Origin of the sequence: Flavobacterium collinsii (assembly GCF_902804485.1) — a bacterium.
GTDB classification, from domain to species: domain Bacteria; phylum Bacteroidota; class Bacteroidia; order Flavobacteriales; family Flavobacteriaceae; genus Flavobacterium; species Flavobacterium collinsii.
The window spans coordinates 1-24,357 of record NZ_CADCST010000048.1 but is presented as its reverse complement, the minus strand read 5'-3'; the positions used below and the strand labels follow the sequence as shown (position 1 = coordinate 24,357).

At 36.7% G+C, this 24,357-nt stretch carries 17 protein-coding genes; 11 read left to right on the top strand and 6 right to left on the bottom strand.

Annotated features, from left to right (window positions below):
• Positions 1-739 precede the first annotated feature (739 nt).
• Complete coding sequence (locus tag FLA105534_RS01455) at positions 740-2,086, top strand: deoxyguanosinetriphosphate triphosphohydrolase (protein ID WP_173964275.1); 1,347 nt, start codon at positions 740-742, stop codon at positions 2,084-2,086.
• A gap of 87 nt (positions 2,087-2,173) precedes the next feature.
• On the opposite strand, the gene FLA105534_RS01450 is transcribed toward FLA105534_RS01455, so the two are convergent.
• Positions 2,174-3,175 carry a DUF3078 domain-containing protein gene (locus FLA105534_RS01450; protein WP_173964274.1) on the bottom strand — a complete coding sequence of 334 codons (1,002 nt, stop codon included), beginning with the start codon at positions 3,173-3,175 and terminating at the stop codon, positions 2,174-2,176.
• Between the two features lie 33 nt (positions 3,176-3,208).
• Entirely contained in the window at positions 3,209-4,996 is a 1,788-nt protein-coding gene (locus FLA105534_RS01445; protein WP_173964273.1) for a 1-deoxy-D-xylulose-5-phosphate synthase, read from the bottom strand.
• A 247-nt stretch (positions 4,997-5,243) separates the two neighbouring features.
• Between FLA105534_RS01445 and FLA105534_RS01440 the strand changes: the two genes are divergently transcribed.
• The 4 genes from FLA105534_RS01440 to pbpC all read left to right on the top strand — a co-directional run bounded on the left by FLA105534_RS01440 (position 5,244) and on the right by pbpC (position 14,917).
• Positions 5,244-5,687: a nucleoside deaminase gene (locus FLA105534_RS01440; protein ID WP_173964272.1), complete on the top strand. Its 444-nt coding sequence runs from the start codon at positions 5,244-5,246 to the stop codon at positions 5,685-5,687.
• A 12-nt stretch (positions 5,688-5,699) separates the two neighbouring features.
• Positions 5,700-6,332, top strand: coding sequence for a hypothetical protein (locus FLA105534_RS01435; RefSeq protein ID WP_173964271.1), 633 nt, complete (start codon positions 5,700-5,702; stop codon positions 6,330-6,332).
• Positions 6,333-6,586: 254 nt separating this feature from the next.
• Positions 6,587-12,256 carry an alpha-2-macroglobulin family protein gene (locus tag FLA105534_RS01430; protein ID WP_173964270.1) on the top strand — a complete coding sequence of 1,890 codons (5,670 nt, stop codon included), beginning with the start codon at positions 6,587-6,589 and terminating at the stop codon, positions 12,254-12,256.
• Between the two features lie 285 nt (positions 12,257-12,541).
• Positions 12,542-14,917, top strand: a complete 2,376-nt coding sequence (pbpC, locus tag FLA105534_RS01425; RefSeq protein ID WP_173964269.1) for a penicillin-binding protein 1C — start codon at positions 12,542-12,544, stop codon at positions 14,915-14,917.
• 302 nt (positions 14,918-15,219) lie between these two features.
• Here pbpC and FLA105534_RS01420 read toward each other — a convergent pair whose 3' ends face one another.
• On the bottom strand, positions 15,220-16,764 hold the full coding sequence (locus tag FLA105534_RS01420) for an Rne/Rng family ribonuclease (RefSeq protein ID WP_173964268.1): 1,545 nt from the start codon (positions 16,762-16,764) through the stop codon (positions 15,220-15,222).
• A gap of 395 nt (positions 16,765-17,159) precedes the next feature.
• Complete coding sequence (locus FLA105534_RS01415; protein ID WP_007805026.1) at positions 17,160-17,450, bottom strand: HU family DNA-binding protein; 291 nt, start codon at positions 17,448-17,450, stop codon at positions 17,160-17,162.
• A 140-nt stretch (positions 17,451-17,590) separates the two neighbouring features.
• Here FLA105534_RS01415 and mutY point away from each other — a divergent pair, with 140 nt between their 5' ends.
• Genes mutY through gldD form a run of 4 tightly spaced genes read left to right on the top strand, consistent with a single transcriptional unit; the run spans position 17,591 to position 20,997 of the window.
• Complete coding sequence (gene mutY, locus FLA105534_RS01410) at positions 17,591-18,637, top strand: A/G-specific adenine glycosylase (RefSeq protein ID WP_173964267.1); 1,047 nt, start codon at positions 17,591-17,593, stop codon at positions 18,635-18,637.
• Positions 18,638-18,674: 37 nt separating this feature from the next.
• Positions 18,675-19,115 (top strand): single-stranded DNA-binding protein, encoded by a 441-nt coding sequence (locus FLA105534_RS01405; protein ID WP_173964266.1) that lies wholly within the window; start codon positions 18,675-18,677, stop codon positions 19,113-19,115.
• 23 nt (positions 19,116-19,138) lie between these two features.
• A complete protein-coding gene (locus FLA105534_RS01400; protein ID WP_173964265.1) occupies positions 19,139-20,434 on the top strand; it encodes a gliding motility-associated protein GldE in 1,296 nt (431 codons plus the stop codon).
• 2 nt (positions 20,435-20,436) lie between these two features.
• On the top strand, positions 20,437-20,997 hold the full coding sequence (gldD, locus tag FLA105534_RS01395) for a gliding motility lipoprotein GldD (protein WP_173964264.1): 561 nt from the start codon (positions 20,437-20,439) through the stop codon (positions 20,995-20,997).
• Positions 20,998-21,439: 442 nt separating this feature from the next.
• Here the strand turns inward: gldD and FLA105534_RS01390 are convergent, their stop codons facing one another.
• Together FLA105534_RS01390 and FLA105534_RS01385 are read right to left on the bottom strand one after the other, a co-directional pair.
• Positions 21,440-21,901 carry a VOC family protein gene (locus FLA105534_RS01390; protein WP_173964263.1) on the bottom strand — a complete coding sequence of 154 codons (462 nt, stop codon included), beginning with the start codon at positions 21,899-21,901 and terminating at the stop codon, positions 21,440-21,442.
• Positions 21,902-22,019: 118 nt separating this feature from the next.
• Positions 22,020-22,397, bottom strand: coding sequence for a heavy-metal-associated domain-containing protein (locus FLA105534_RS01385; RefSeq protein ID WP_173964262.1), 378 nt, complete (start codon positions 22,395-22,397; stop codon positions 22,020-22,022).
• Between the two features lie 101 nt (positions 22,398-22,498).
• Between FLA105534_RS01385 and FLA105534_RS01380 the strand changes: the two genes are divergently transcribed.
• Both FLA105534_RS01380 and FLA105534_RS01375 read left to right on the top strand, forming a co-directional pair.
• Complete coding sequence (locus FLA105534_RS01380; protein ID WP_173964261.1) at positions 22,499-23,365, top strand: DMT family transporter; 867 nt, start codon at positions 22,499-22,501, stop codon at positions 23,363-23,365.
• 478 nt (positions 23,366-23,843) lie between these two features.
• Positions 23,844-24,077: a hypothetical protein gene (locus FLA105534_RS01375; protein ID WP_173964260.1), complete on the top strand. Its 234-nt coding sequence runs from the start codon at positions 23,844-23,846 to the stop codon at positions 24,075-24,077.
• Positions 24,078-24,357: the final 280 nt, after the last annotated feature.

Sequence of the window (24,357 nt, the reverse complement as noted above, 5' to 3'; positions counted from 1 at the left end):
AATATGTACCTGTCCATTCCATATCAGATAAATAATATAATGATTTATTTATTGTATAAAACTAGTTCTTTTTTAGGAGTTTAAATTACTTCCTTGTAGTTTTAATTTTGATAGAACATTTAACATTAGAGTTTCTAAAAAATTCTAGTTTTAGATCTTGATCTAAATAGGAAAGCGCTCCAATTGGAGCGCTTTTTTTTGTACTAGTGGCTTATGAAAATTAAAGTTTGTCGTTTAGCCCCGATAGGAGTGATATCCTTTTGTGGCGGGGTTCGCCATAAAAGATATAACGGATAGCGGGAGAGAAGGTCTTTTAAAAAAAAAATGTTCTGCTTCTAAAAAAAAATAATGCCAACAATAGCGAAGTCGAAAAAAATCATAACTACAAGAGTTTCGACTCCGCTGGTTGGCACAAAAAAAACAAAATATATTCAAAATAGAAATTCGTTGCGCGAAATTGTTTTAACATATAGAGACATAGTTTTTGTTGCATTAAAAGGCGTTTCACTTGTTTGAAGGATACATAAGCTGCTATGTGAAAGAAATATATTTATTTATTTTACGGCTAAGATCTATGTCTCTATGTGTTTAGTGAAATTTTGGAATTGACTTATGATATTCAAAATGCAATTTTGTTTTACAAGTATATTTTTGTCCCGGTAAAATCCTAAAATAAAACGTATTTTTGACGTTTAGATCAAAAAGTCTAAAATCAACCATCTGAAATCTAAAATTGAAAATGAACTGGGAACAACTTTTATCACTCAAGCGCCAAGGCGACACTAGCAAGAGATTACGTGCAGAACAAGATGATACGCGATTGGGATTTGAGGTTGATTATGACCGAATTATATTTTCGGCGGCTTTTCGCTCTTTACAGGATAAAACTCAGGTAATTCCGCTTTCAAAAACAGATTTTGTACATACCAGATTAACACACAGTTTAGAGGTTTCGGTTGTAGGGCGTTCTCTGGGGCGTTTGGTAGGAAAAAAAATAATTGAAAAATATCCACATTTAAAAGAAGTTCACGGATACCACATGAATGATTTTGGAGCCATTGTGGCTGCGGCTTCTCTGGCACATGATATTGGGAATCCTCCTTTTGGGCATTCAGGAGAAAAAGCAATTGGGGAGTATTTTTCGATAGGAAACGGATTGAAATACAAAGATCAGTTAACGGCAAAACAATGGCAGGATTTAATTGATTTTGAAGGTAATGCCAACGGTTTTTCAGTTCTTACGGCAAGCCGTCCTGGGATTGAAGGCGGACTTCGAATTTCCTATGCTACGCTGGGGGCTTTTATGAAATATCCGAAAGAAAGTTTACCTAAAAAACCAACACAGAATATCGCCGATAAAAAATACGGTTTCTTTCAGACCGACAAATCATTTTTTGAAGAAGTTGCTAAAGATATGGGCATGATTGTCAATAAATCCGGAGAGGATATTGGTTTCGAAAGACATCCTTTGGCCTATTTAGTCGAAGCGGCTGATGACATTTGTTATACGATTATCGATTTTGAAGATGGAATAAATCTGGGATTAGTTTCGGAGGATTATGCACTGGAATATTTAATCAAATTGGTAAAAGACAATATCGGAGTCGCCAAATACAAGACTTTAACAACAAAAGAAGACCGAATTAGTTATTTACGTGCTTTGGCTATCGGAACATTGATTAATGACGCTGTAAATGTTTTTGTTGAAAATGAAGAGGCTATTCTGGAAGGTAAATTTCCTTTTGCTTTAACCGATAAAAGTAAATATAAAGCACAAATGGATGATATTATCAAACTAAGTGTCGATAAAATCTATCAAAGCCGTGAAGTTGTTGAAAAAGAAATTGTAGGATATCAGATTATTCAGACCTTGCTGGACAAGTTTATCGTGGCTTTTAACAACAAATACGAAGGAACGGCTTCAAATTATGACAAACTGATTTTGAAAATGCTGCCTGAAAAACACCATTTAGAGAAAACCAATTTATATGAACGTTTGCTGCATATTTGTCACTACGTTTCTTTATTGACAGATGGGAATGCCCTTGAATTGTTTGAAACAATCAATGGAAGAAAAAATAAATAATATGCTTAATTAGCAAGAAAATGATTTAACAAATAGAACCTAACGTCACTATGTGTTAAAATGAATTACCCTCAACAGGTTAATAATCTATTGAAAAGCATACACGAGACCCACGCCTAAAACTTGTCTTAGCTGAGCTCTTGGTCCATTGTTAACCTGTGAAGTTGCTCCGGTAGTAGGGTCAACCACATCTTTTTTGGTTTTGATGTCGTCGTCATAAACCAAGTGTACACCAATATTAGCTTTTACATAAGCATTTACTACAAGATCCAGACGAGTATCATAATCGATGTCAACGTTTCCAAATTTGTTAAGATAATCAGTATACAAACTCAGTCTGTTTTCGTAAAAGATATTTTTGTAAATCTCGCTTTTCATGTATCCGGTAAGCAGAATACCAAATTCGGCTTTAACTTTTTGTCCGTTTTCAATTAAAATCTTAGAATTTGGATCCATAGGGTCCACCATATAAGTAGCTTTTCGGACACCAAATGCCCCTTGATTTGCCAAATATTGATCCAGAACCAAAGTAGTTTTTAAGGTTATTGGAGAGAAATAAAGCGTTCTGTTTTTCTTTTTATTTGAGTTTTCAGCTCCTGCTCCAAGAAAGACATAGGCAGGTGCAAAAGGTTTAGAGATCGCAACATCTTTATTTGGGTAATTGTATCCATCAGTAAATTGAGTATTGAAGTTGAATTTTGCCGAGTAATACCAATTAGAGATCGTATCTTTTCTAAAACCGTAAGTCGAGTTGAATAAAAAAGCATCATCGGTTTTTCGGAGTTCGGTACCGTCTTGCTGGTTTAAACCGTATTTTATAATAAGTTCATTCGCCCATTTGTGATTTCCTTTAACGTAAGTTCGGTTAAATTCGCCTTTAAAAAGTCCTGAAATCGAACTTGTCCCCCCTGCACTCCAGTTTACAAAAGCAATTTCGGAAATGTCAAAGCCCAGCTGATTTTTTTTTGTCCAGTTTGACGGTGGCTCAGGTAATTCGCCCGGATCTAAGGTCGTTTGGATGATTTGGGCAAAGTTATTTGAAGTACACAAAAGCAACAGAAGCAAAAGAGTAGAACGCAATAATTTCATTGGGATTTTTTATTTTTTGACAGCGCAAAATAATTATTTTGTGTCGTTTGAAAAAAGATTTATCAAACTTTTAACGTCAATTTTGCACAATTGTTGTAACTGATTTACAGTTCCGTGCTCTATAAACCTGTCTGGAACACCTAAAACCTCGATGGTGTTTTTAAAATTATTAGAGGCTGCAAACTCTAAAATTGCACTTCCAAAACCACCGTTTATAGTGCCATCTTCGATCGTAATTATCCTCTTAAAACCGGACAAAATATTATTTAAAACATTGATATCTAGTGGTTTGATGAAGGGGAAATCGTAGTGGGCAATTGTTTCGGAAATGAGGCATTCGTTTAGTGCTGCGATCACATTATTTCCAATTGTTCCAGTGGATAAAACGGCTGTTTTTGATCCTTTTTTTAAACAGGTTGCCGCGCCAATTTCAATTTTTTCGTAATGTCCGAAATTTTCTACTTCCCAATTTGGTAAAACGCCTCGACCTCTTGGATATCGAATTGCAATGGGATGATTTAATCCTAATTGAGCAGTATATAAAATATTTTGCAAAGCAATTTCATTGAGGGGAGCATAAATAATCATGTTTGGAATAGCGCGTAAATAAGCAATGTCAAAAACACCGTGATGTGTCGCGCCATCTTCACCAACTAAGCCTGCTCGATCCAAACAAAAAATAACAGGTAAGTTTTGTAATGCAACATCGTGAATGACCTGATCGTAGGCACGCTGTAAAAAAGTCGAATAGATATTGCAATAAACAATCATACCCTGTGTGACCATCCCTGCAGCAAGTGTTACGGCATGTTGTTCTGCTATTCCCACATCAAAAGCACGTTCCGGAATCTCGTCCATCATAAATTTAAGCGAACTTCCGGATGGCATCGCAGGAGTAATCCCGATGATTTTTTCGTTCTTTTTGGCTAAATCTAAAATCGTCAGACCAAAAACGTCCTGATATTTAGGGGGTAAGTTTTCTTCTGATTTAGAATAAAGTTCTCCGGTTGAAGCATCAAATTTTCCCGGAGCATGATATTTTACCTGATTTTCTTCAGCCTGCTGTAAACCTTTTCCTTTTGTGGTAACAATATGTAGAAATTTTGGACCTTTTATTTTCTTTAAGCGATTGAGCTCTTTGATTAATGCAGGAAGATCATGACCGTCAATCGGACCCGAATAATCAAAGTTTAACGATTTGATGATGTTATTTTGCTTCGGGTTTTTTCCGTTTTTAACGGCTGTTAAATACTTTTTCAAAGCGCCAACACTCGGATCAATTCCGATCGCATTATCGTTTAAAATCACTAAAAGATTAGCATCTGTAACACCGGCATGGTTTAAACCTTCAAAAGCCATTCCTGAAGCAATCGACGCGTCGCCAATCACGGCAACATGCTGTTTGTCGAAATCTCCCTTTAGTTTTGAGGCGATGGCCATTCCAAGAGCTGCCGAAATAGAAGTTGAGGAGTGTCCCACGCCAAATGTGTCGTAAACACTTTCGCTTCTTTTTGGAAAACCGGAAATACCTTCTAGTTGCCTGTTGGTATGAAAAATTTCTCTTCTCTCCGTCAAAATTTTATGACCGTAAGCTTGGTGACCAACGTCCCAAACCAATAAATCGTCGGGAGTATTAAATACATAATGCAGTGCTATAGTCAATTCGATTACGCCCAGACTGGATCCTAAATGGCCTTCCTTGACCGAAACAACGTCAATAATAAAATCGCGTAATTCCTGAGCAACCTGAGTAAGTTGCGCTTCGGGTAACAAGCGTAAATCAGAGGGATTGTGAATGTTGGAGAGTAAGTTACTTTTCATTGTAAGGTAAAAAGCAAATTTACGGTTTTAAATTTAATTATTGTTTCTTGAATGTTTAACGTAAACTTTAATACAGGGCTTTTATAGAAATGAGGTAATTAACGCTATTAATAGCTTTAAATAAGCACCATTTCTGAGGTGATTAATTTTATTGAATTAAACTTTATTGGAAAAAGATAAGGTTTGATTGCTACTTTCTTGATTTTAGGTCAGGGGAAATTATTTCAAAAGCTTTATTTTTGCACTTATGATAAATCCCTTCACCGACGAATATTTTATGAAAAAAGCTTTGCAGGAAGCTGAAATGGCTTTTGATAAAGGCGAAATTCCTGTTGGTGCAATCATTGTGGTTGCAGATAAAATCATTGCTAGAAGTCACAATTTAACCGAACTGCTTAACGATGTTACAGCTCATGCCGAAATGCAGGCCATAACTGCTGCGGCTAACTTTTTAGGTGGAAAATATCTCAAAGACTGTACTTTATATGTCACTCTCGAGCCTTGCCAAATGTGTGCGGGAGCTTTATATTGGAGTCAGATTTCTAAAATTGTTTTTGGTGCCCGTGATGAACAACGTGGTTTTATGACCATGGGAACCAAACTACATCCAAAAACGACTGTTGTTTCTGGTATCATGGCCAATGAAGCTGCCGATCTAATGAAACGCTTTTTTGTGGAGAGAAGGAAATAATTACTTTAAAGTATGACCAATTTCTCAACAATAAAAAAACTATATCACATCACTGAATCTAATGGTTTTACAGTGAGTGAAATGAATGTCGTTAAAAACATCTTTGAAGAACTTCCTCAGGTATTTGTTGACTATTATAGGGAATTAGGGAAAGTTCAAAACCTAAACCATACACAGGATTTATTAGTCGTACCGGAGCGTTTTCAATATTATAAACATGATGATTATTTGATATTTTATTCTGAAAATCAAAAGGCTTGTGTTTGGGGAATTCGCAAAGATGATTTGTTAAAATCTGATCCTCCTGTATACATGAGTGAAGATGAGAAAAATTGGAATCTGGAAACGGAAACGTTAAGTGATTTTTTTACTGCAATGGCTTTTCTTCAGGCGGGTTTTGCATTGCGGTTCCCCGGGAATACATTTTACGAATTAGAACAGGCGGAATTAAATTTTATTCGTGCAAGCTACAAAAATAAAGGGGTTTCTTTTAAACAATGGCTTGGAGGGATAAGTTTTTATGGTAATTATGATGATGATGTAATTGTATTGCAGGATACTAATCAGCTTTTTTATGCAGCAAACACAAAGGAACATTTTATAGCCTTGGATAAAGTATTGTCTAAGCTTGGGGAAGAATTATAAAAAACTGCTGTTTGATGAAATGTTTTCTTTTGGTAAGAAAAGAATAGAAAATAGCTGCTGAAAGCGCTAAAAACCACTTTTGTTTTCCGGAGCATTTAAATATTTGATGCTGGAGAATTTTCCTCTTAAAAGATTTAGAAAAATACGTTATATTTATGCAATATAATTGACAAACCACTAGTTAATCATATAGCGGTTAAAGCTAAAACATGCTGTCAATTTCCAAATTCATAAACCTGTAATTCTAAATTAAAGTGAAAGTAAAAGGACTATTTCTCGCGTTTTTTGTGTTTTTTATTTTTCAATCCTGCGGCAGAAAATCAGCTGCCGATTTCAATTCCGATTTTTCATTATTCAAAGAGTACATTGTCAGTTTTACGGGAGGCATCGTCTCTTCGGAATCTGACATTAGAGTCGTTTTGGCTTTTGATAAAAAAGAATGGAAAGTCAATCAGGAATTAGACGACGATTTATTTGATATCTCGCCAAATGTACGCGGGAAAGTAGTGGCACTTTCGACCAATACAATTGCTTTTATTCCAGAGAAAAAATTAGAGGCAGGAACAGAATATCAGGTGACCTTAAACTTAGACAAACTCATCACTATTCCGAAAGAGAAGGAGGGAACACTTTCGAAATTCAACTTTACAGTCAAAACAATCAAGCAAGACTTTACCATCAATACGATGGATGTTCAGTCGTACAGCAAAGATTACCAATATCTGAACTGCGTTTTAAAAACGGCAGACAATATGGATATCGAAACGGCTAAAAAAATAATTACGGCCCGTCAGAATGGGAGTGATCTTAAAATTAAATTCGAGAAAAAAACAGGTTCAGCCAAAGAATTCAATTTTAGAATTGACAGTATTCAACGCTATTTAGAAGCTTCGAATCTGGAAATTGCATACGATGGCGGTGATTTTGATATCGACCAGAAAGGGCAATTGGATTATGCCGTTACGGGTTTAAAAGAGTTTAAAATTGTAAAAGTTGATATTCCCGAAGGAAGCAATCAGTCGATTTTAATTAATTTTTCGGAACCCTTAGAAAAAGGACAGGATTTCAAAGGATTGGTTTCGATTCAGAATACCAACAATCTGAAATTTTCGACGCAGGGAAATGTGCTTAAAGTGTATTTTAGTAATACAGCTCCGGCGAAAAAGGAAGTACCTGTACAGGTAGAAGAAAGTGCAGCCATAGCTGTTGATTCTGCGACGGTCGTTGTTGATTCTACAGCAACTGTAACGGATAGTGCTGTAGTGGTCGTTCAGAACGAGGAGGAGACTCAGGAACCGGAGCCGGTTTTATCGGGGGAGTTGTTGCTTGAAGTTTTTCAGGGGATTGAAAGTCAGTACGGTAAAAAGATGGACGCAAATTATACTGAAAAAATCACTTTTGACCAGATAAAACCGAACGTTAGATTTGTAAAAAACGGTACGATTCTGCCAAGTTCAAATAATTTGAAATTGAATTTTGAAGCGGTCAATTTAAGCGCTGTTGATGTAAAAGTGTATAAAATTTACAAAAATAACATTCTTCAGTTTCTTCAGTACAATGAGTTAAACGGAAGTCAGAACCTCAAGAAAGTGGCACAGCCGGTAGCGAAAACCACACTTAATTTAGTCGAAAGCAAATTGATAAATCCTGCTAAGTGGAACACATTTGCCCTGGACTTGTCTAAAATAATTACACCGGAACCGGGTGCTATTTATCGTGTAGAATTTGTTTACAAAAAGAAATATTCGCTGTACAAATGTGAAACGTCTACAGGAGATTCTGAAGGAGAAGAAGAAGAGGAGGTAGATGAAGACGATGTAAACTACAGTGGAAATTCGTACGATGATTACTATTACGACGATTATGACTGGAGAGAAAGTCAGGATCCTTGCTCAGGATCGTATTACTATAATGCCAGAATTGCGACAAATATCTTAGCAACTGATTTGGGGGTTATAGCCAAAAGAGGCGAAAATAAATCATATCTCTTTGCAGTCAATAATATTGTAACCACAGAGCCGGTTTCAAATGCGAGAGTGGATCTGTACACCTTTCAACAGCAAAAAATAGCGACTTCTGCAACAAGCAGCGAAGGAATTGCTTCGTTTCAGCTCAATAAATTTGCTTATTTTGCTATCGTTACTTTAGGAGATCAATCGACGTATGTGAAGCTGGACGACGGATATTCGTTGTCAGTAAGTAATTTTGATGTTGCAGGCGAGACTTTGCAAAAAGGCTTAAAAGGTTTTATTTATGGCGAGCGTGGCGTTTGGCGTCCGGGAGATAATGTGTATTTGTCCTTTATCTTGAATGATGCTTCGAATAAACTTCCAAAATCGCACCCAATTAAATTGCGACTGAACGATCCGAATGGTAAAACGACCTATCAGACCATTCAGAAAACAAATGAGTTGAATCATTATAGTTTTATCGTTCCAACAAGTGCCGATGCGCCAACCGGAAACTGGGAAGCAATGATAAGTGTGGGAGGTGCTAAGTTTTACAAAAGCATTAAAATTGAAACGATCAAACCAAATCGCTTAAAAATTAAAAATACTTTCTCAAGAAAAACGCTATCGTCATCTTATCCTAATACCAGCAATCTTGAAGTGACCTGGCTTCATGGTGCTATTGCAAAAAATCTGAATGTAGAAATGCAGGCTAAATTTTCGCAGCAAACCACCACTTTTAAAGGGTATGAGAAATTTAATTTTGACGATCTGGTACGCCAGTTCAGCACGGAAGAAATCAATGTTTTCTCCGGAAAATTAAACGAGAATGGAAGAGCTTCGGTCAATATTCAGCCAAAATTACAGGGACAGGCTCCCGGAATGCTTCGTGCTTCATTTATTACAAAAGTATATGAAGAAGGGGGTGATTTTAGTACTGATGTTATTTCGACAACCTATTCGCCATACAAAACCTATGTAGGAATAAAGGCGCCGGAAGCTAATAAATATGGAATGCTGGAAACCAGAACGAATAATCGTTTTGATATTGTTACTGTCGATGAAAATGGAAGGCCAAAATCAGTTAGAAATCTGGAAGTAAAAGTATATAAAGTAGAGTGGCGTTGGTGGTGGGACGCTTCGAGTGATAATCTCTCTAATTATAATTCATCGAATGCTACAACTTCATATCAAACTTTCGTGGTCAATACAGATTCCAGTGGGAAAGGAAGTATTCAGTTTTCTTTAACCGATGAAGAATGGGGGCGTTACTTAATACGTGTTGCAGATAATACTGATGGACACGCATCCGGCTTAACCGTAAATATTGACTGGCCGATCTGGTCCGGAAAAACCCGTAACAGAGATGCGTCGACCGCCAATATGTTAGTGTTTTCTACCGATAAGAAAAATTATGCGGTAGGCGAAAAGGCACAAATATCTTTCCCTTCAAGTGAAGGTGGTCGTGCTTTGATTTCTATTGAAAACGGATCAAAAGTGGTACAGACCATTTGGGCTAAAACAAAACAGGGAGAAACCAAAGTTGAGATTCCAATTACGGCCGCAATGGCACCAAACGTATATTTTAACATCACACTTTTACAGCCACACGCTTCGACTAAAAACGATTCGCCTATTCGTATGTACGGAATCGTTCCGATCGAAGTGGTGGATAAAAATACCATTCTCGCACCAACCCTTTCAATGCCGGATGTTTTAAAACCGGAGCAGACTTTTACTGTGAAAGTTGGAGAGAAAACAGGCAAAGAAATGACGTATACGATTGCAGTTGTAGATGAAGGACTCTTGGATTTAACTCGTTTTAAGACACCAAATGCCTGGGACAGTTTTTATGTTCGCGAAGCATTGGGGGTTAAAACCTGGGATATTTATGACGATGTGATTGGGGCCTATGGAGGAAAAATAAATCAGATTTTCAGTATTGGTGGAGATCAGGATTTAGGAGGCGGTAAAGCCAAAAAAGCCAACCGATTTAAACCTGTAGTGTTGTATTACGGACCGTTTAAATTAGAAAAAGGCCAAACAAAAGCACATCAGTTAAAATTACCCAAATACATAGGTTCTGTTCGAACCATGGTTGTGGCGGGTGATGCCAATACAAGTGCTTACGGAAGTGTAGAAAAAGCAACTCCGGTTAAAAGTCCGCTGATGGTATTGGCTTCGTTGCCAAGAAAAATATCACCTTCAGAAAAAGTGACGCTTCCGGTTACCGTTTTTGCGACCGAAAAGAATATTAAAAAAGTAACCCTTCAACTTAGAACGAGCAACGGATTAAAAGTAATGGGAAGTGCCATCCAAAGCCTGAATTTTGCACAGCCTGATGAAAAAATGGCGTATTTTAATCTCGTAGTAGGTTCTGCTACCGGAATTGCTAAAGTTCAGGTAATTGCGATCTCAGGAAAAGAGAGATCGGTTTATGATGTAGAAATCGATATGACGAATCCTAATCCGGTTACCAATACCTATACCGATGTTGTTTTACCTCCAAACAGTACCAAAACAATTACATGGAAAACCTTTGGAGTTTCGGGAAGTAATAAAGCCAGATTGGAAGTTTCGTCAATGCCAACCATCAATTTGAATGGAAGACTGCAATACCTTATTCAGTATCCTCATGGCTGTGTAGAGCAAACTACTTCGTCTGTTTTTCCACAGTTGTTTTTAAGTGATATTGTCGATGTGGACAATACCCGAAAAGGAATCATTCAGAAAAATATAACAGCCGGGATTGCCAAATTAGGAAGTTTCCAATTGCCGTCCGGTGGCTTGTCGTATTGGCAGGGAAATACAACTGCCGATGATTGGGGATCTTCATATGCCGGACATTTCCTGATTGAAGCAGAGAAAAAAGGGTATGTTTTACCTATTAATTTCAAATCAAAATGGATTTCATACCAGCAAAAAGAAGCCAAACAATGGCGTTTTGAAGTGAAGTATGGTAATGATCTTGCTCAGGCCTATAGATTGTATACGCTGGCGCTGGCGGGCAATGCCGATTTGTCTTCGATGAACAGGTTGCGTGAAACAAAAGGGATTTCAAACGAAAGTAAGCTTCGACTTGCTGCTGCGTATGTTTTGGCCGGGCAAAAATCAGCCGGACAAAATTTATTATTACGTACCAGTATCGACAATGAATCCAGTGAGTATAATTATTACTACTATGGTTCAAGCGAAAGAAACAGAGCAATGGCCTTAGAAACGATGCTGCTTTTAGGACAAAAACAAAAAGCATTCACTATGGCTTCAAAACTGGCTAAAGAAATGTCAACCAACCAATGGATGAGCACACAAACAACTGCTTACTGCCTGTATGCTATGTCTAAATTTGCGACAGGCAACGGACCAAAAGGAATCAATCTTCAGTTTAGTAAAAACGGAAAAGGTGAAACTATTAGTACGCAAAAAACTATCGCAGACAGAAGTTTAGTCGTTCAGACAGGTGTAAATAGCGTTGTTTTGAAGAATCTTAAAAACAATACCGTTTATGTTCGTGTTTTAAATACCGGAATATTGCCAATAGGACAGGAAAATGCAGTTCAGAGTGATGTGTCTGCGAATATTGTTTTCAAAAACAGAAAAGGAAGTGTTATTAATGTTTCAAAAATCAGTCAGGGAACCGAGTTTGTTGCAGAAGTTACGGTTAGAAACCAAAGAAATGAAAGCGTTCAGAATGTGGCACTGTCGCAAATTTTACCTTCAGGATTCGAAATCGTTAATACCCGTTTCACAGACTACGGTGACGCAACCAATAATATTGCTGATTATATTGATATTCGTGACGACAGAACCAATTTCTATTTTGGATTAAAGTCCAGAGAAACCAAAGTATTCCGAATTTTGTTAAACGCATCCTATTTAGGAAATTATTATTTACCGGGATTGCAGTGTGAAGCCATGTACGACAATACATTCCTGGCCAGAACAAAAGGATTCTGGGTTGAGGTTGTAAAATAAATTATAGGCCATAGGTTTTGCGTCACGAATCTAAATTATTATAAATTAATTCGAGAATTCGTGGCGAAAAAATTGGTGTTAATCTGTATAATCTGTTGCTAATAAACTTTGCGTACTTTGTAGTAAAATATAGTTTCACGCAGATTTTACAGATGAAGCAGATAAAAAAAATCTGCCACCCGAGCGATAGCGAACAGGCGAAGCAAATCTGCGGAATCTGCGAGCAAAAAATCTTTGTAGACTTAGCGAATAACTTAGCACTTTCGCGGTTAAATAAATATTACGTTGAAAAATAAATTAAAAGCGTTTTTACAGCGCATTATAAACTGGATCAAAAAGAATAAAATAAAATCAGCAATTGCATTTCTGCTCTTGCTGATTTATTATTTTTCCATTCCCCGAACGTTGTTTAAAGAGCCGTACTCGACGGTTATCGAAAGTAAAGAAGGAGAATTGCTTGGCGCTAAAATTGCCCTTGACGGACAATGGCGTTTTCCGGCACAGGACAGCGTACCCGATAAATTCAAGAAATGCATTGTATATTTTGAAGACGAGTACTTCTATAAACATCCTGGTTTTAATCCGGTTGCGATGGTAAATGCGATCAAGCAAAACCGAAAAGCAGGAAAAGTAGTTCGCGGCGGAAGTACACTGACACAGCAGGTGATCCGATTGTCTCGAAAAGGAAAGGGAAGAACTTATTTTGAAAAATTGATCGAAATAATACTCGCAACGCGATTGGAATTGGGGTACTCTAAGAATGAAATTCTTGAGTTGTATGCTGCTCATGCTCCGTTTGGAGGAAATGTTGTCGGGCTCGAAATGGCGTCGTGGCGTTATTTTGGCGTGCAGTCCAATCAATTGTCGTGGGCAGAAAATGCTACACTTGCAGTTTTACCCAATGCACCGAGTCTGATTTATCCTGGAAAAAATCAAATCAAATTATTAAACAAGCGAAATCGACTTTTGCTTAAACTGCATCAGGAAGGTGTAATTGACAAGCAGACTTATGAACTTGCAGTTGAGGAACCTTTGCCTCAAAAACCGTATGATTTGCCTCAGATAGCACCTCATTTATTGCAAAGAACCGCTAAAGATCAGGAAGGAACAAGGGTAAAAACTACGATTGATTATGCGCTGCAAAACAGAGTCAATCAAATTGCCAGATACTATTACAATCAATACAAGCAGAATGAAGTGCACAATCTGGCTATTCTGGTAATTGATGTTTCCAATCGAAATGTAATCAGTTACGTGGGCAATGCTCCAACCGATAAAGATCATCAAAAAGATGTTGACATTATCGATGTACCCAGAAGTACGGGGAGTATTCTGAAACCTCTTTTGTATGCCGGAATGCTGGACGATGGTGAATTACTGCCGAATACTTTGGTTGCTGACATTCCAACGCAGATTGCAGGTTATACTCCGCAAAATTTCAATCTGACCTTTGACGGAGCAGTTCCGGCACATCGGGCTTTGTCACGTTCCCTCAATATCCCGTCGGTTTTGATGCTGCAGGAGTTTGGCGTGAATAAATTTTATGAGGAATTGCAAAAGTTTAAATTGCGGGACATTAATAAAACACCCGATCATTACGGGTTATCGCTTATTCTGGGTGGAGCCGAAAGTAATTTGTGGGATTTATGCCGAACGTATGCAAATCTGTCCTCTACCTTAAATTATTATGTTAAGAATCAGGCACAATACCGAACGAATGAATTTACGGAGTTAAATTATAAGAGCAGTTTTGAGCCCGATTTTGGCTCAGAAAGCGATCAGAAGAACATCTTGGGTGCCGGATCAATTTGGGCGGCTTACAATGCCATGGAAGAGGTCAACAGGCCGGAAGGAGATGAAGCCTGGAAGTTTTACGACAGCTCTCTTAAAATTGCCTGGAAAACCGGAACCAGTTTTGGTAATCGTGATGCGTGGGCAATTGGTACCAATTCAAAATATGTGGTAGGCATCTGGGTTGGGAATGCAACAGGTGAGGGCAGGCCTACTTTAACAGGAGTTACAAGTGCTGCGCCAGTTTTATTTGATGTTTTTAATTTATTGCCGAGACAAAAATGGTTTCAAACGCCATATAAGGATTTAGAGGAAGTTGAGGTGTGTCGTTTGAGTGGCTACTTGGCCAAAGATGGTTGTCCAAAAATCAAACAATGGGTTCCTAAAAAAGGAAAATCGACAGGTGTTTGTCCGTACCATAAGACTATACATTTGGATAGAACCGAACAATTTCAGGTGAACAGCAGTTGTGAAAGTATTGACAATATAGTGACTAAAAACTGGTTTGTTTTACCTCCGGTTATGGCATGGTATTACAAAAGTCAGCATATTGAATACCTGCCTTTGCCTCCGTTTAAAGAAGGCTGTCAGGGTACACAGGCAGTAACAATGGATTTTATTTATCCAAAAACGAATAGTAAAATTTATTTAACGAAGAATTTTAATAGTGAAGTCCAGCCTGTCATTCTAAAAGTAGCCTATTCTGAGCGGGATAAAGAGCTCTTTTGGTACGTGGATGACGTTTATAAAGCAACCACAAAAACCTTTCACGAATTACCGGTTACGCCAACTTCGGGAACGCATTATATTACAGTGGTAGATGCTTCCGGAAATGAAATTAGACGAAAAATTGAGATTGTGAGAGAGTAAGGGGGAGGGGAAATTCCAATTTTTAAAATTCCAAATTCCAAACCGTTTGTTATTTGTTTTCGGAATGACAGAAAAACTTCTTGTGAAAACGAGTTCGTAGCCCAGATAGGAGCGGTATCCTTTTTCTGGCTTCTTTAGACAGGAAAAGATACAAGCGGATAGCTGGAAATTGCTCCTAAATAAAATCATTCACCACAAATTCACGAATTATTGCAATAATGAATTCGTGTTAATTCGTGTAATTTGTGGCGAAAAAAAAGGCATAAAAAAACCGCCAGTCTTTCGAAAGGCGGTTTTGATTTTTATTCTGAAATAACATTTCCTTTTTTATCATAGAAATGGTATTCTAAGTACGTGTAAGCGTCACGAGGTATGATTTTCACCCATTTCTTATGTTCAAAAAACCATTTTGAACGTAATGATGGAAAACCTTTGCTGAGGTATGCAGCCACAAACGGATGTACATTAAGTACAACACCCTTGTGGGTTTTTAAGATTCTATCTAAATCAGATGAGATTTTATCAATGATTAAAATTGGCGCTTCAATTTCGCCATGTTCATTGTTTGGATCTTCTTCTCTAGTTTTAATATTAACTTCTGGTCTTACGCGTTGTCTGGTAATTTGAACTAAACCAAATTTACTAGGCGGTAAGATTTTATGCTTTGCTTTATCGTCGCTCATTTCTTCTCGCAAGAAGTCGAACAAAACCTTCCTGTTTTCAGGATTAGACATATCGATAAAATCAACTACGATTATTCCACCCATATCACGCAAACGAAGTTGTCGGGCAATTTCGGCGGCAGCAATCATATTCACTTCCATGGCAGTGTCTTCCTGGTTGGTTGCTTTATTCGAACGGTTTCCGCTGTTTACGTCTATGACGTGAAGAGCTTCAGTGTGTTCGATGATAAGATAAGCACCTTTACTCATGGAGACGGTTCTTCCAAATGAAGTTTTGATTTGTCTCTCTATATTGTATTTCTCAAAAATTGGAGTGTCATTTGATTGATAAAACTTAACAATCGATTGTTTTGAAGGTGCAATTTCTTGCAGATATTCCTTCGTTTGATGGTACAACTCTTCGTCATCTATTTGAATACCACTAAAGGTATCATTGAATACATCTCTTAATATTGAAGAAGCTCTGTTGAGTTCTCCTAATACTTTTGAGGGATGATGAGCAGTTGGTAATTTTTTACACATTGCAGTCCATCTGCCAAGCAGGTTCTGCAAATCTTTTTCTAATTCGGCTACGTTTTTGCCTTCGGCTACTGTGCGAACAATAACACCAAATCCTTTAGGTTTGATCGATAGAACAAGTTTTTTTAGACGATCCTTTTCTTTTTTGTCTTCTATTTTTTGAGAAATAGAAACACGGTCAGAAAACGGAACGAGAACAATAAATCTTCCTGCCAATGAAAGCTCAGCGCTTATTCTTGGACCTTTGGTAGATATAGGTTCTTTTACAACTTGAACTAAAACAGATTGATTGGCACTTAAAATATCAGTAATGATGCCATCTTTGTCAATCTCTTTTTCAAACTGAAAGGTTTTTAGGGAGAAATCTTTTATTTTACCTGCGCTTACAAGTTTTATGAATTTCAGTTGAGAAGCTAAGTTAGGTCCTAAATCGTGATAATGTAAAAAGGCATCTTTTTCGAAGCCTACATTTACAAAAGCAGCATTAAGTCCAGCAACTGGTTTTCGTATCTTGGCGATAAAAATATCACCAACCTGAAAATTGCTTTTCTCTTCTTCTTTGTGTAATTCAATTAGTTTTCCATCTTTTAATAAGGCAAAATCTACGGCTTCAGAACTAGATCTAATGATTAATTCTTTATTCACACTGTAAATTTTTATCTGTTTTTTCAGAAAATAGAGTATAGAGAAAAGAGCATAGGCTTTAAGAAAAGTCTAAAATCTAAAATCTAAGATCTAAAATCTTATTTACAGATGGATTAAACAATATTTTTAACAGGTATTGAACCCGGGGAAAAGAAGATTAATAGAGAACAGAGTATAGAAGATAGATTTTTACGTCTATATTCTATTTTCTTTTCTCTTTCGTCTTTTTTCAATTTCAATGAACGTTTAAAAAGAAAAAAGTAGTTTAAAACTACTTTTTCTTCTTGTGACGGTTAGCTCTCGCTCTTTTTTTACGTTTGTGAGTAGCTACCTTATGTCTCTTTCTTTTTTTACCACTTGGCATATCGTGTCGATTTTATAATTAATTAATAGTATTATTTTGCTTCGTTATTTGTTTTTACTCCTTCTACAAAAACTTTTGCAGGTTTAAACGCAGGAATGTTGTGTGCTGGAATCTTGATAGTTGTATTCTTAGAAATGTTTCTACCAGTCTTTTCAGCTCTGGTTTTTACGATAAAACTTCCAAAACCTCTTAGGTAAACATTGTCTCCAGTTTCTAGTGAAGTTTTAACTTCTTCCATAAAAGTTTCTACTGTTGCTTGAACATCTCCTTTTTCAAGACCTAGTTTCTCTGAAATTTTCGCTACGATATCTGCTTTCGTCATTTTCTTTCCTATTTTATTTTATAAATGGTGTACTATTTTTTTGAGTTTGCAAATATAGGAATTAAAAAAATAATTAATCAAGCTAAATCGTTAAATTTTAATTACATAAACATTTACTTTTGTATTCTAAGTATTTTGCAATGAATTTTTCTAACATATTGATAAAATGGTATTTACAAAACAAACGTGATTTGCCATGGCGAAAAACGACCAATCCATACCATATTTGGCTCTCAGAAATTATGTTGCAACAGACGCGAGTTGCGCAAGGAACTCCATATTTTTTTGCATTTACGAAGGAATTTCCTACTGTATATGATTTAGCAAATGCTTCAGAAGAACAGGTTTTGAAACTTTGGCAGGGATTAGGTTATTATTCTCGTGCCCGAAATTTACATAAAACAGCTCAATATGTCGCAAATGAACTAAACGGAATTTTCCCTCCTAATTATAATGAACTTTTAAAATTAAAAGGAGTTGGCGAATATACAGCTGCGGCAATCGCTTCTTTTTCTTACAATGAAGCTGTTCCTGTTGTTGATGGAAATGTATTTAGAGTACTTTCCCGTTATTTTGATATCGAATCGGATATTGCTGCACCGGCAACTAAAAAAGAATTCACAGAATTGGCAAATGAATTAATGCCAAAAGACAATCCTGCTGTTTTCAATCAGGCGATAATGGAGTTTGGGGCTTTACAATGTGTGCCTAAAAGTCCGGATTGTACCATTTGTGACTTTAATGATAGCTGTGCAGCATTACAAAAGAAAAAGGTCGCTGTTTTGCCGGTTAAGTCTAAGAAAATTAAAGTAACAAATCGTTTCTTTAATTATCTGATTCTAGAAGACGTTTTAGGGAATACTTTAATTCAGAAAAGAACGGAAAAAGGAATATGGCATAACTTATATGAGTTTCCACTTTTGGAAACTACTGAAATTGTAGACTTTGATGTGGTTTCAAGAGCTGTTAAAGACAGTGTTTTTTCATCATATACAATAATAGGTATAGAAGATTATGCGGCGAGCACCGTTATTCACAAACTTTCGCACCAGCATTTACACATACAGTTCTGGAAGGTTAAAATAAAGGAGGTAATAGTAAATGGGTTGAATGTCAATGAATTAAAAAGTTTTCCTTTTCCAATTGTGATTTATAATTTTATCGAAAAGCAGGAAATAATTTGCTAAAAAAATGTATCTTTGGGATAAATACCACTAATAAATTATGAACGGAACATTAAACAAAGTGATGTTAATTGGCCATTTAGGTGATGATGTAAAAATGCATTATTTTGATGGAGGAAATTGCATTGGACGTTTTCAGTTGGCTACAAATGAGGTTTATATCAATAAAACAACCAATGAAAAAATAACGTCAACAGAATGGCACAACTTGGTTGTACGCAATAAAGCGGCCGAAATTTGCGAGAAATACTTGTCGAAAGGAGACAAGATTTATATCGAAGGACGTATAAAATCACGTCAATGGCAAGCCGAGGACGGTACTACAAAATACACTACAGAAATTCAGGTTACAGAGTTTACTTTCTTGACTACCAAAAAAGAAACCGGAAATCATAAACCTAATCCCGATACAGAACCGGCAAAAAACACTAACTTTGACGCTGCGAACGAAGGCTTACCTATTAATGATTTGCCTTTTTGATTGTTTAACTAATCTTTTTTAATTTGGACCCGGAGCCCAGTTTGTTTTTTAATACGACACTAGACATCAATTTGATAATTGGTTTTGTCGGAATATTTGTTTTGCTGTTTTTATCGGCAATAGTTTCAGGTGCCGAAGTGGCACTTTTCTCTTTGTCTCAAAAAGACATTGACGACACATTACAGGAAAATCAGTCGAAAGGAAAGATTATTTCCAATCTTTTAGATAAACCCAAGAAACTTTTAGCGACCTTATTAGTAGCCAATAACTTTTTTAATATTGGAGTCGTTATTTTGTTCTCGTATACAGGGCAGAGTATTTTTGCCGATATAGATTCGCCAATCCTTAAGTTTATTCTCGAGATCATACTGGTTACTTCCCTGATCTTGCTGTTTGGAGAAATACTTCCTAAAGTTTATGCGAGCCGTAACAATGTAAAATTTGCGAAACGGATGGCTTATCCGTTGCTGGTTTTGGATAAATTACTATCGCCAATCAGTTTGCCTATGCGTAGCGTTACGTTATATTTGCACAATAAATTGGGAAAACAAAAAAATAATTTCTCTATCAATCAGCTTTCACAAGCCTTAGAATTGACAGATTCTGAAGGTACATCAAGCGAAGAGCAAAAGATACTGGAAGGCATAGTGTCTTTTGGTAATACCGACACAAAACAGGTAATGAGTCCGAGGATTGATATTTTTGCATTAGAAATGTCCGAATCGTTTGCGGGGATTTGTCCAAAAATTATTGAAAAAGGATTTTCGAGAATTCCGGTATATCGTGACAATATTGATCAGATAGAAGGCGTTTTGTTTGTGAAAGATTTACTGCCTCATATCGATAAAGAAGAATTTGACTGGACGTCATTAATCAGAGAAGCATTTTTTGTCCCGGAGAATAAGAAACTGGATAATTTGCTGAAAGATTTTCAGAGCCTTAAAAGCCATTTGGCGATCGTAGTTGATGAATATGGAGGAACATCAGGATTGGTTTCGCTGGAAGATGTTATCGAGGAGATTGTAGGAGATATTAGTGACGAATTTGACGATGAGAATCTCAATTTTTCTCAGATTGATGAAAAGAATTTTCTTTTTGAAGGAAAAATAAATCTCAAGGATTTTTACAGAATCGTAGATGTTAACGAAGAAATCTTTGAATCTAGTAAAGGTGAGGCCGAGACACTGGCAGGGTTTATTTTAGAAATTCTGGGTAACTTCCCTAAAAAAGATCAAAAAATAGCGTTTGAAAACTGCATTTTTACTATAGAAACTGTGGATAAGAAACGTGTAAAACAAATAAAAGTAACAATAGATTAAGAATGCTAAAAAAGACAATTTCGATAGCAACAATTTTACTGGCATTGACGGTTATAAGCTGTAAAGATGATGTGGTGCCAAAGCCCGCAAGTTTCCTTCGTCTGGATTATCCTGAGGCAAAATATGTAGGTTTTGAAAATAGTTGCCCGTTTACTTTTGAAATGAATGAAGCGGCCGTAATCAAAGGAGAGAAAAATTGCGGATTTGCGATTACCTATCCAAAGATGAAAGCTACAATTTATCTGACTTACAAGCCGGTTCATGACGATATTGAAAAATTGCTTAAAGATGCCCAAAAGCTAACCTATGAACATGTTATTAAAGCCGATGATATCTTAGAACAGCCTTATTTAAACCCTGAAAAAAAGGTATACGGTATGTTTTATCGAGTAGATGGAAACGCCGCTACAAACTCACAATTTTACGTGACCGACAGTACAAAACATTTTATCACAGGATCGGTTTATTTTTATGCTAAACCTAACTTTGATTCGGTTATGCCGGCTGCAAGTTACATCAGAAATGATATGCAGCGATTGATGGAAACATTAAAGTGGAAATAAAAGATACACTCAATTTTATACTGCCCCCAAAAAGTTAGACACTGTTTGGGGGCGTTTTATTTGAAAGCCTTTTTAGGTTTGTAAAGACCGAATTTTGGGTCAGTCTGAAAATCTGTGGAATCAGAAAATTTACGATCAGGTATAAAAATTGCGGATTAAGCGGGCTGAAAGCCCAAAAGAAAAATGAGCATAGTGCAACGCACTATGGACTAAATAAACGGGGTATTGCCCTGAAAGGGCAAGAGCGGGTTTACGTGATATTGATTCTACTCAAAATCGGCTCGCTTAAAAAAATGGTATGCCAGACTTGAATAGGTATTTTCCTTTGAGCTTAGGCTTTTGCCCTTTCAGGGCGAAAAAATAATTATTATAATCCATATAGTGCGTTGCACTATCCTATTGTTAAGGCTCTTTCAGAGCAGCGAATTTTATTATTTACAAATCAGGGAGCAGAAAAAGCCTCATTCATAAACTGTTGAAGTCCTGCTTCTTCAAGGATTTCAATCGAGAATTCGCCAAAACGTTTCGGAAGCCAGAGGATTTTAACGCCGCTTGGAGAGTTAAGACTTTCTCGTGACAGTGCATTTCCGTTTTCGTCCTCTGGCTGCACGCCTGAATTGATCAATTCGTCAAAAGCAGCTTCGATGTCGGGGGTAGAATAACAATGACGGTAAATTGTTCCTTCGCCCTTTGAGTCTATTAGATTCTTTAGATTTCCGGAAAAAGGCTGCACCAGCATAAATCGTTCCTCGCCTATTTTTACAACAGTGTAGGTAACGTGTAACTCGCCTCTCTCCCAGGTGAATTTTTTCGAGATTGTTGCTCCGAGGATCTTTGCATAATAGTCGCATGCCAATTGCAGATCGTTAACTAAAATGTCTATGTGGCTAAATTTAAGTTCCATTGTTTCTTATGGCTGTATTGAAATGATTTATAAAAAAAAACAGTAGCAAGCCTTAGTTTACTACTGTTTAAAGATTTATTTTTTTGGTCAGTCTTTTTAGAACTGAACAGTCGTCAAATTACGATTTGATATCTAAAACTTTATACGTTTTGCCGTCTCCGGTTGCCTGAACTGTTTTGGTTAAATTTTCCTGGTTTTGAACTGTTTTGTCAAATACCACAGTTGCTGTTTTTTTCTCAAAATCAACGGTTGCTTTTTCTACACCGTCAAGATTGGATAATTCTTTTTCGATTGTTTTGGCACATCCCATTGCACAAGTCATTCCTTCGATTTTAAAACTTGAAGTCTGTACATTTTCGGCAGCAATTGCTTTGTGTTCTTTAGGAGCTGTGTTCTCCGATTTTATATTGGCCAGATTTTTATCTTCTTCTTTTTTGCAGCTTACCATTACTAAACCTGCGATGGCGATAGCGGCGATGATTTTTGTGAATTTCATATTATAAGATTTTAATTTGCGAATAATGTTCTTTGCAAAATTAGTAAAAAGGAAGAGGTCAATTCGTAAAATTATTACAAATTTGCAGTAAAATACGATTTATGGACGCAAAACAATTAAAGTGGGCTTATTTATTGGTACTCTCGCTAATCTGGGGAAGTTCTTTTATTCTCATCAAAAGAGGTTTGGTGGGATTGACAGCGATTCAGGTGGGTTCGTTCCGAATTATATTTGCAGCTTTGTTTTTGCTGATTGTTGGCTTTAAGAGTTTGAAGAAAATTTCGCGTCGTCAATGGAAATTTGTTGCCATAACTTCTTTCTTTGGGACCTTTATACCAGCATTTCTTTTTGCAATTGCCGAAACGGAAGTCGACAGTTCGATCGTGGCCATTATGAATTCGCTTACGCCTTTAAATACATTGGTTTTAGGTGTGCTTATTTTTGGAATCCAATTTCAAAAAAGGCAGGTTCTCGGCGTTTTTGTTGGTTTGGTTGGGTGTTTATTGTTGGTTTTAAGTGGGGCATCTTCACATCCTGGGCAAAATTATTATTATGTTATTCTGGTCGTTATTGCAACGCTTAGTTATGCGATAAATGTAAATTTGATTAAGAAATACCTATCCGATTTAAATTCGCTGAGTATCACGACAGGAAATTTTGCGGTGTTGCTTGTTCCGGCTTTGCTTATTTTAAGTACAACCGATTTTCCTCAAAGAATAAGTCTTGAAACGACGCAGCATTCTATTTTGTTTGTGATGATTTTAGGGGTTCTGGGAACCGGAATCGCCAATGTTTTGTTTTTTAAATTAATACAAATGTCATCGCCTGTATTTGCAACGTCAGTAACATATTTAATTCCAATCGTGGCATTTTTCTGGGGACTGTTGGATAATGAAATGCTTACACCGATTCAGTTTTTTGGCGCTTTTATAATCCTGATTGGGGTGTATTTATCGGCTAAAAAGTAGATTTCAGGTGTGAAGTGCTATTTTGGTCTTGATCAAATTTTCTTTCAGGAGCTAATCCCGCTATTCGTTCCAATCTTTTGTGGCGAACCCCGCCACAAAAGGATTTCCACTTCTATCGGGGCTAGGACAATTATTTTCATCTGAATATTTTTGTTAAGTTTGTCGTTTTGAAGCTGAAGGAACATCAAAAATAACTTATACCCGGTATGGTATGCTGGTGGTGTTGGAAACAACTGCAATGCTTTTTGTGGCGTAGGACAGTTAAATCATACGGGTTTGTATTCAAATTATTGATTGAAAATTCTTACTTATTTAAAACTTTTAGGTATCTTTACGGTCCTAATAGTTAAGATTATGAATTTAGAAAAAAATTTGCCCGTGTAGTATGGTGGCGGAATTGGAAACGACCGTAACGCTTTCTTAACAGCGTAGGACACCTTAGCTATGCGGGTTTTATATTTCCCTAAAAGTTAAGATTATGAGTACAAACACCCTTTCGAAAGAGACAGAATTGAAATTGATTGATTTTTTCAGCAAATCAGTAGATCCTGAATTTATGGCAAAGACAATTCGAAAAGTAAATTATCTGCTTGCTTTAAGTATGATGAGAGAATGCGAAACATTCGAGACAGACAAAACAAGCCTTGAAAACGGCTTTTACTGGCTGAATGAATTAGCAGAAATTTTAAATCCATATCTGGAAACTGAATGATTAAAATGAGAAAGGCTGTCGTAACTGACAGCCTTTCTTTTGTTTTGTTTTGTTTTGTTTTGTTTTGTTTTGTCGCCCTGAGCGGATTCGAAGGGCGCACCAATTGGAACGGGGGACTTCGACTTCGCTCAGCCGGACAAAGCTTTGACTTCGTTTGGTCTGACAAAGGCTTGTCCCAAAGTTGTCATTTCTGTAAAGGTTAGATATTTCGGTAACAAAATTTAACTTTAATAAATTTTGTTGCGATGAGAAATAATAGTCAAGATTCCACTTTAGAACG

What these genes read in the sequence shown, in the direction of transcription:
- FLA105534_RS01455 (WP_173964275.1), top strand. Translation starts at nt 740, where the DNA reads ATGAACTGGGAACAACTTTTATCACTCAAGCGCCAAGGCGACACTAGC.
- FLA105534_RS01450 (WP_173964274.1), bottom strand. Translation starts at nt 3,175, where the DNA reads ATGAAATTATTGCGTTCTACTCTTTTGCTTCTGTTGCTTTTGTGTACT.
- FLA105534_RS01445 (WP_173964273.1), bottom strand. Translation starts at nt 4,996, where the DNA reads ATGAAAAGTAACTTACTCTCCAACATTCACAATCCCTCTGATTTACGC.
- FLA105534_RS01440 (WP_173964272.1), top strand. Translation starts at nt 5,244, where the DNA reads ATGATAAATCCCTTCACCGACGAATATTTTATGAAAAAAGCTTTGCAG.
- FLA105534_RS01435 (WP_173964271.1), top strand. Translation starts at nt 5,700, where the DNA reads ATGACCAATTTCTCAACAATAAAAAAACTATATCACATCACTGAATCT.
- FLA105534_RS01415 (WP_007805026.1), bottom strand. Translation starts at nt 17,450, where the DNA reads ATGACGAAAGCAGATATCGTAGCGAAAATTTCAGAGAAACTAGGTCTT.
- mutY (WP_173964267.1), top strand. Translation starts at nt 17,591, where the DNA reads ATGAATTTTTCTAACATATTGATAAAATGGTATTTACAAAACAAACGT.
- FLA105534_RS01405 (WP_173964266.1), top strand. Translation starts at nt 18,675, where the DNA reads ATGAACGGAACATTAAACAAAGTGATGTTAATTGGCCATTTAGGTGAT.
- gldD (WP_173964264.1), top strand. Translation starts at nt 20,437, where the DNA reads ATGCTAAAAAAGACAATTTCGATAGCAACAATTTTACTGGCATTGACG.
- FLA105534_RS01390 (WP_173964263.1), bottom strand. Translation starts at nt 21,901, where the DNA reads ATGGAACTTAAATTTAGCCACATAGACATTTTAGTTAACGATCTGCAA.
- FLA105534_RS01385 (WP_173964262.1), bottom strand. Translation starts at nt 22,397, where the DNA reads ATGAAATTCACAAAAATCATCGCCGCTATCGCCATCGCAGGTTTAGTA.
- FLA105534_RS01380 (WP_173964261.1), top strand. Translation starts at nt 22,499, where the DNA reads ATGGACGCAAAACAATTAAAGTGGGCTTATTTATTGGTACTCTCGCTA.
- FLA105534_RS01375 (WP_173964260.1), top strand. Translation starts at nt 23,844, where the DNA reads ATGAGTACAAACACCCTTTCGAAAGAGACAGAATTGAAATTGATTGAT.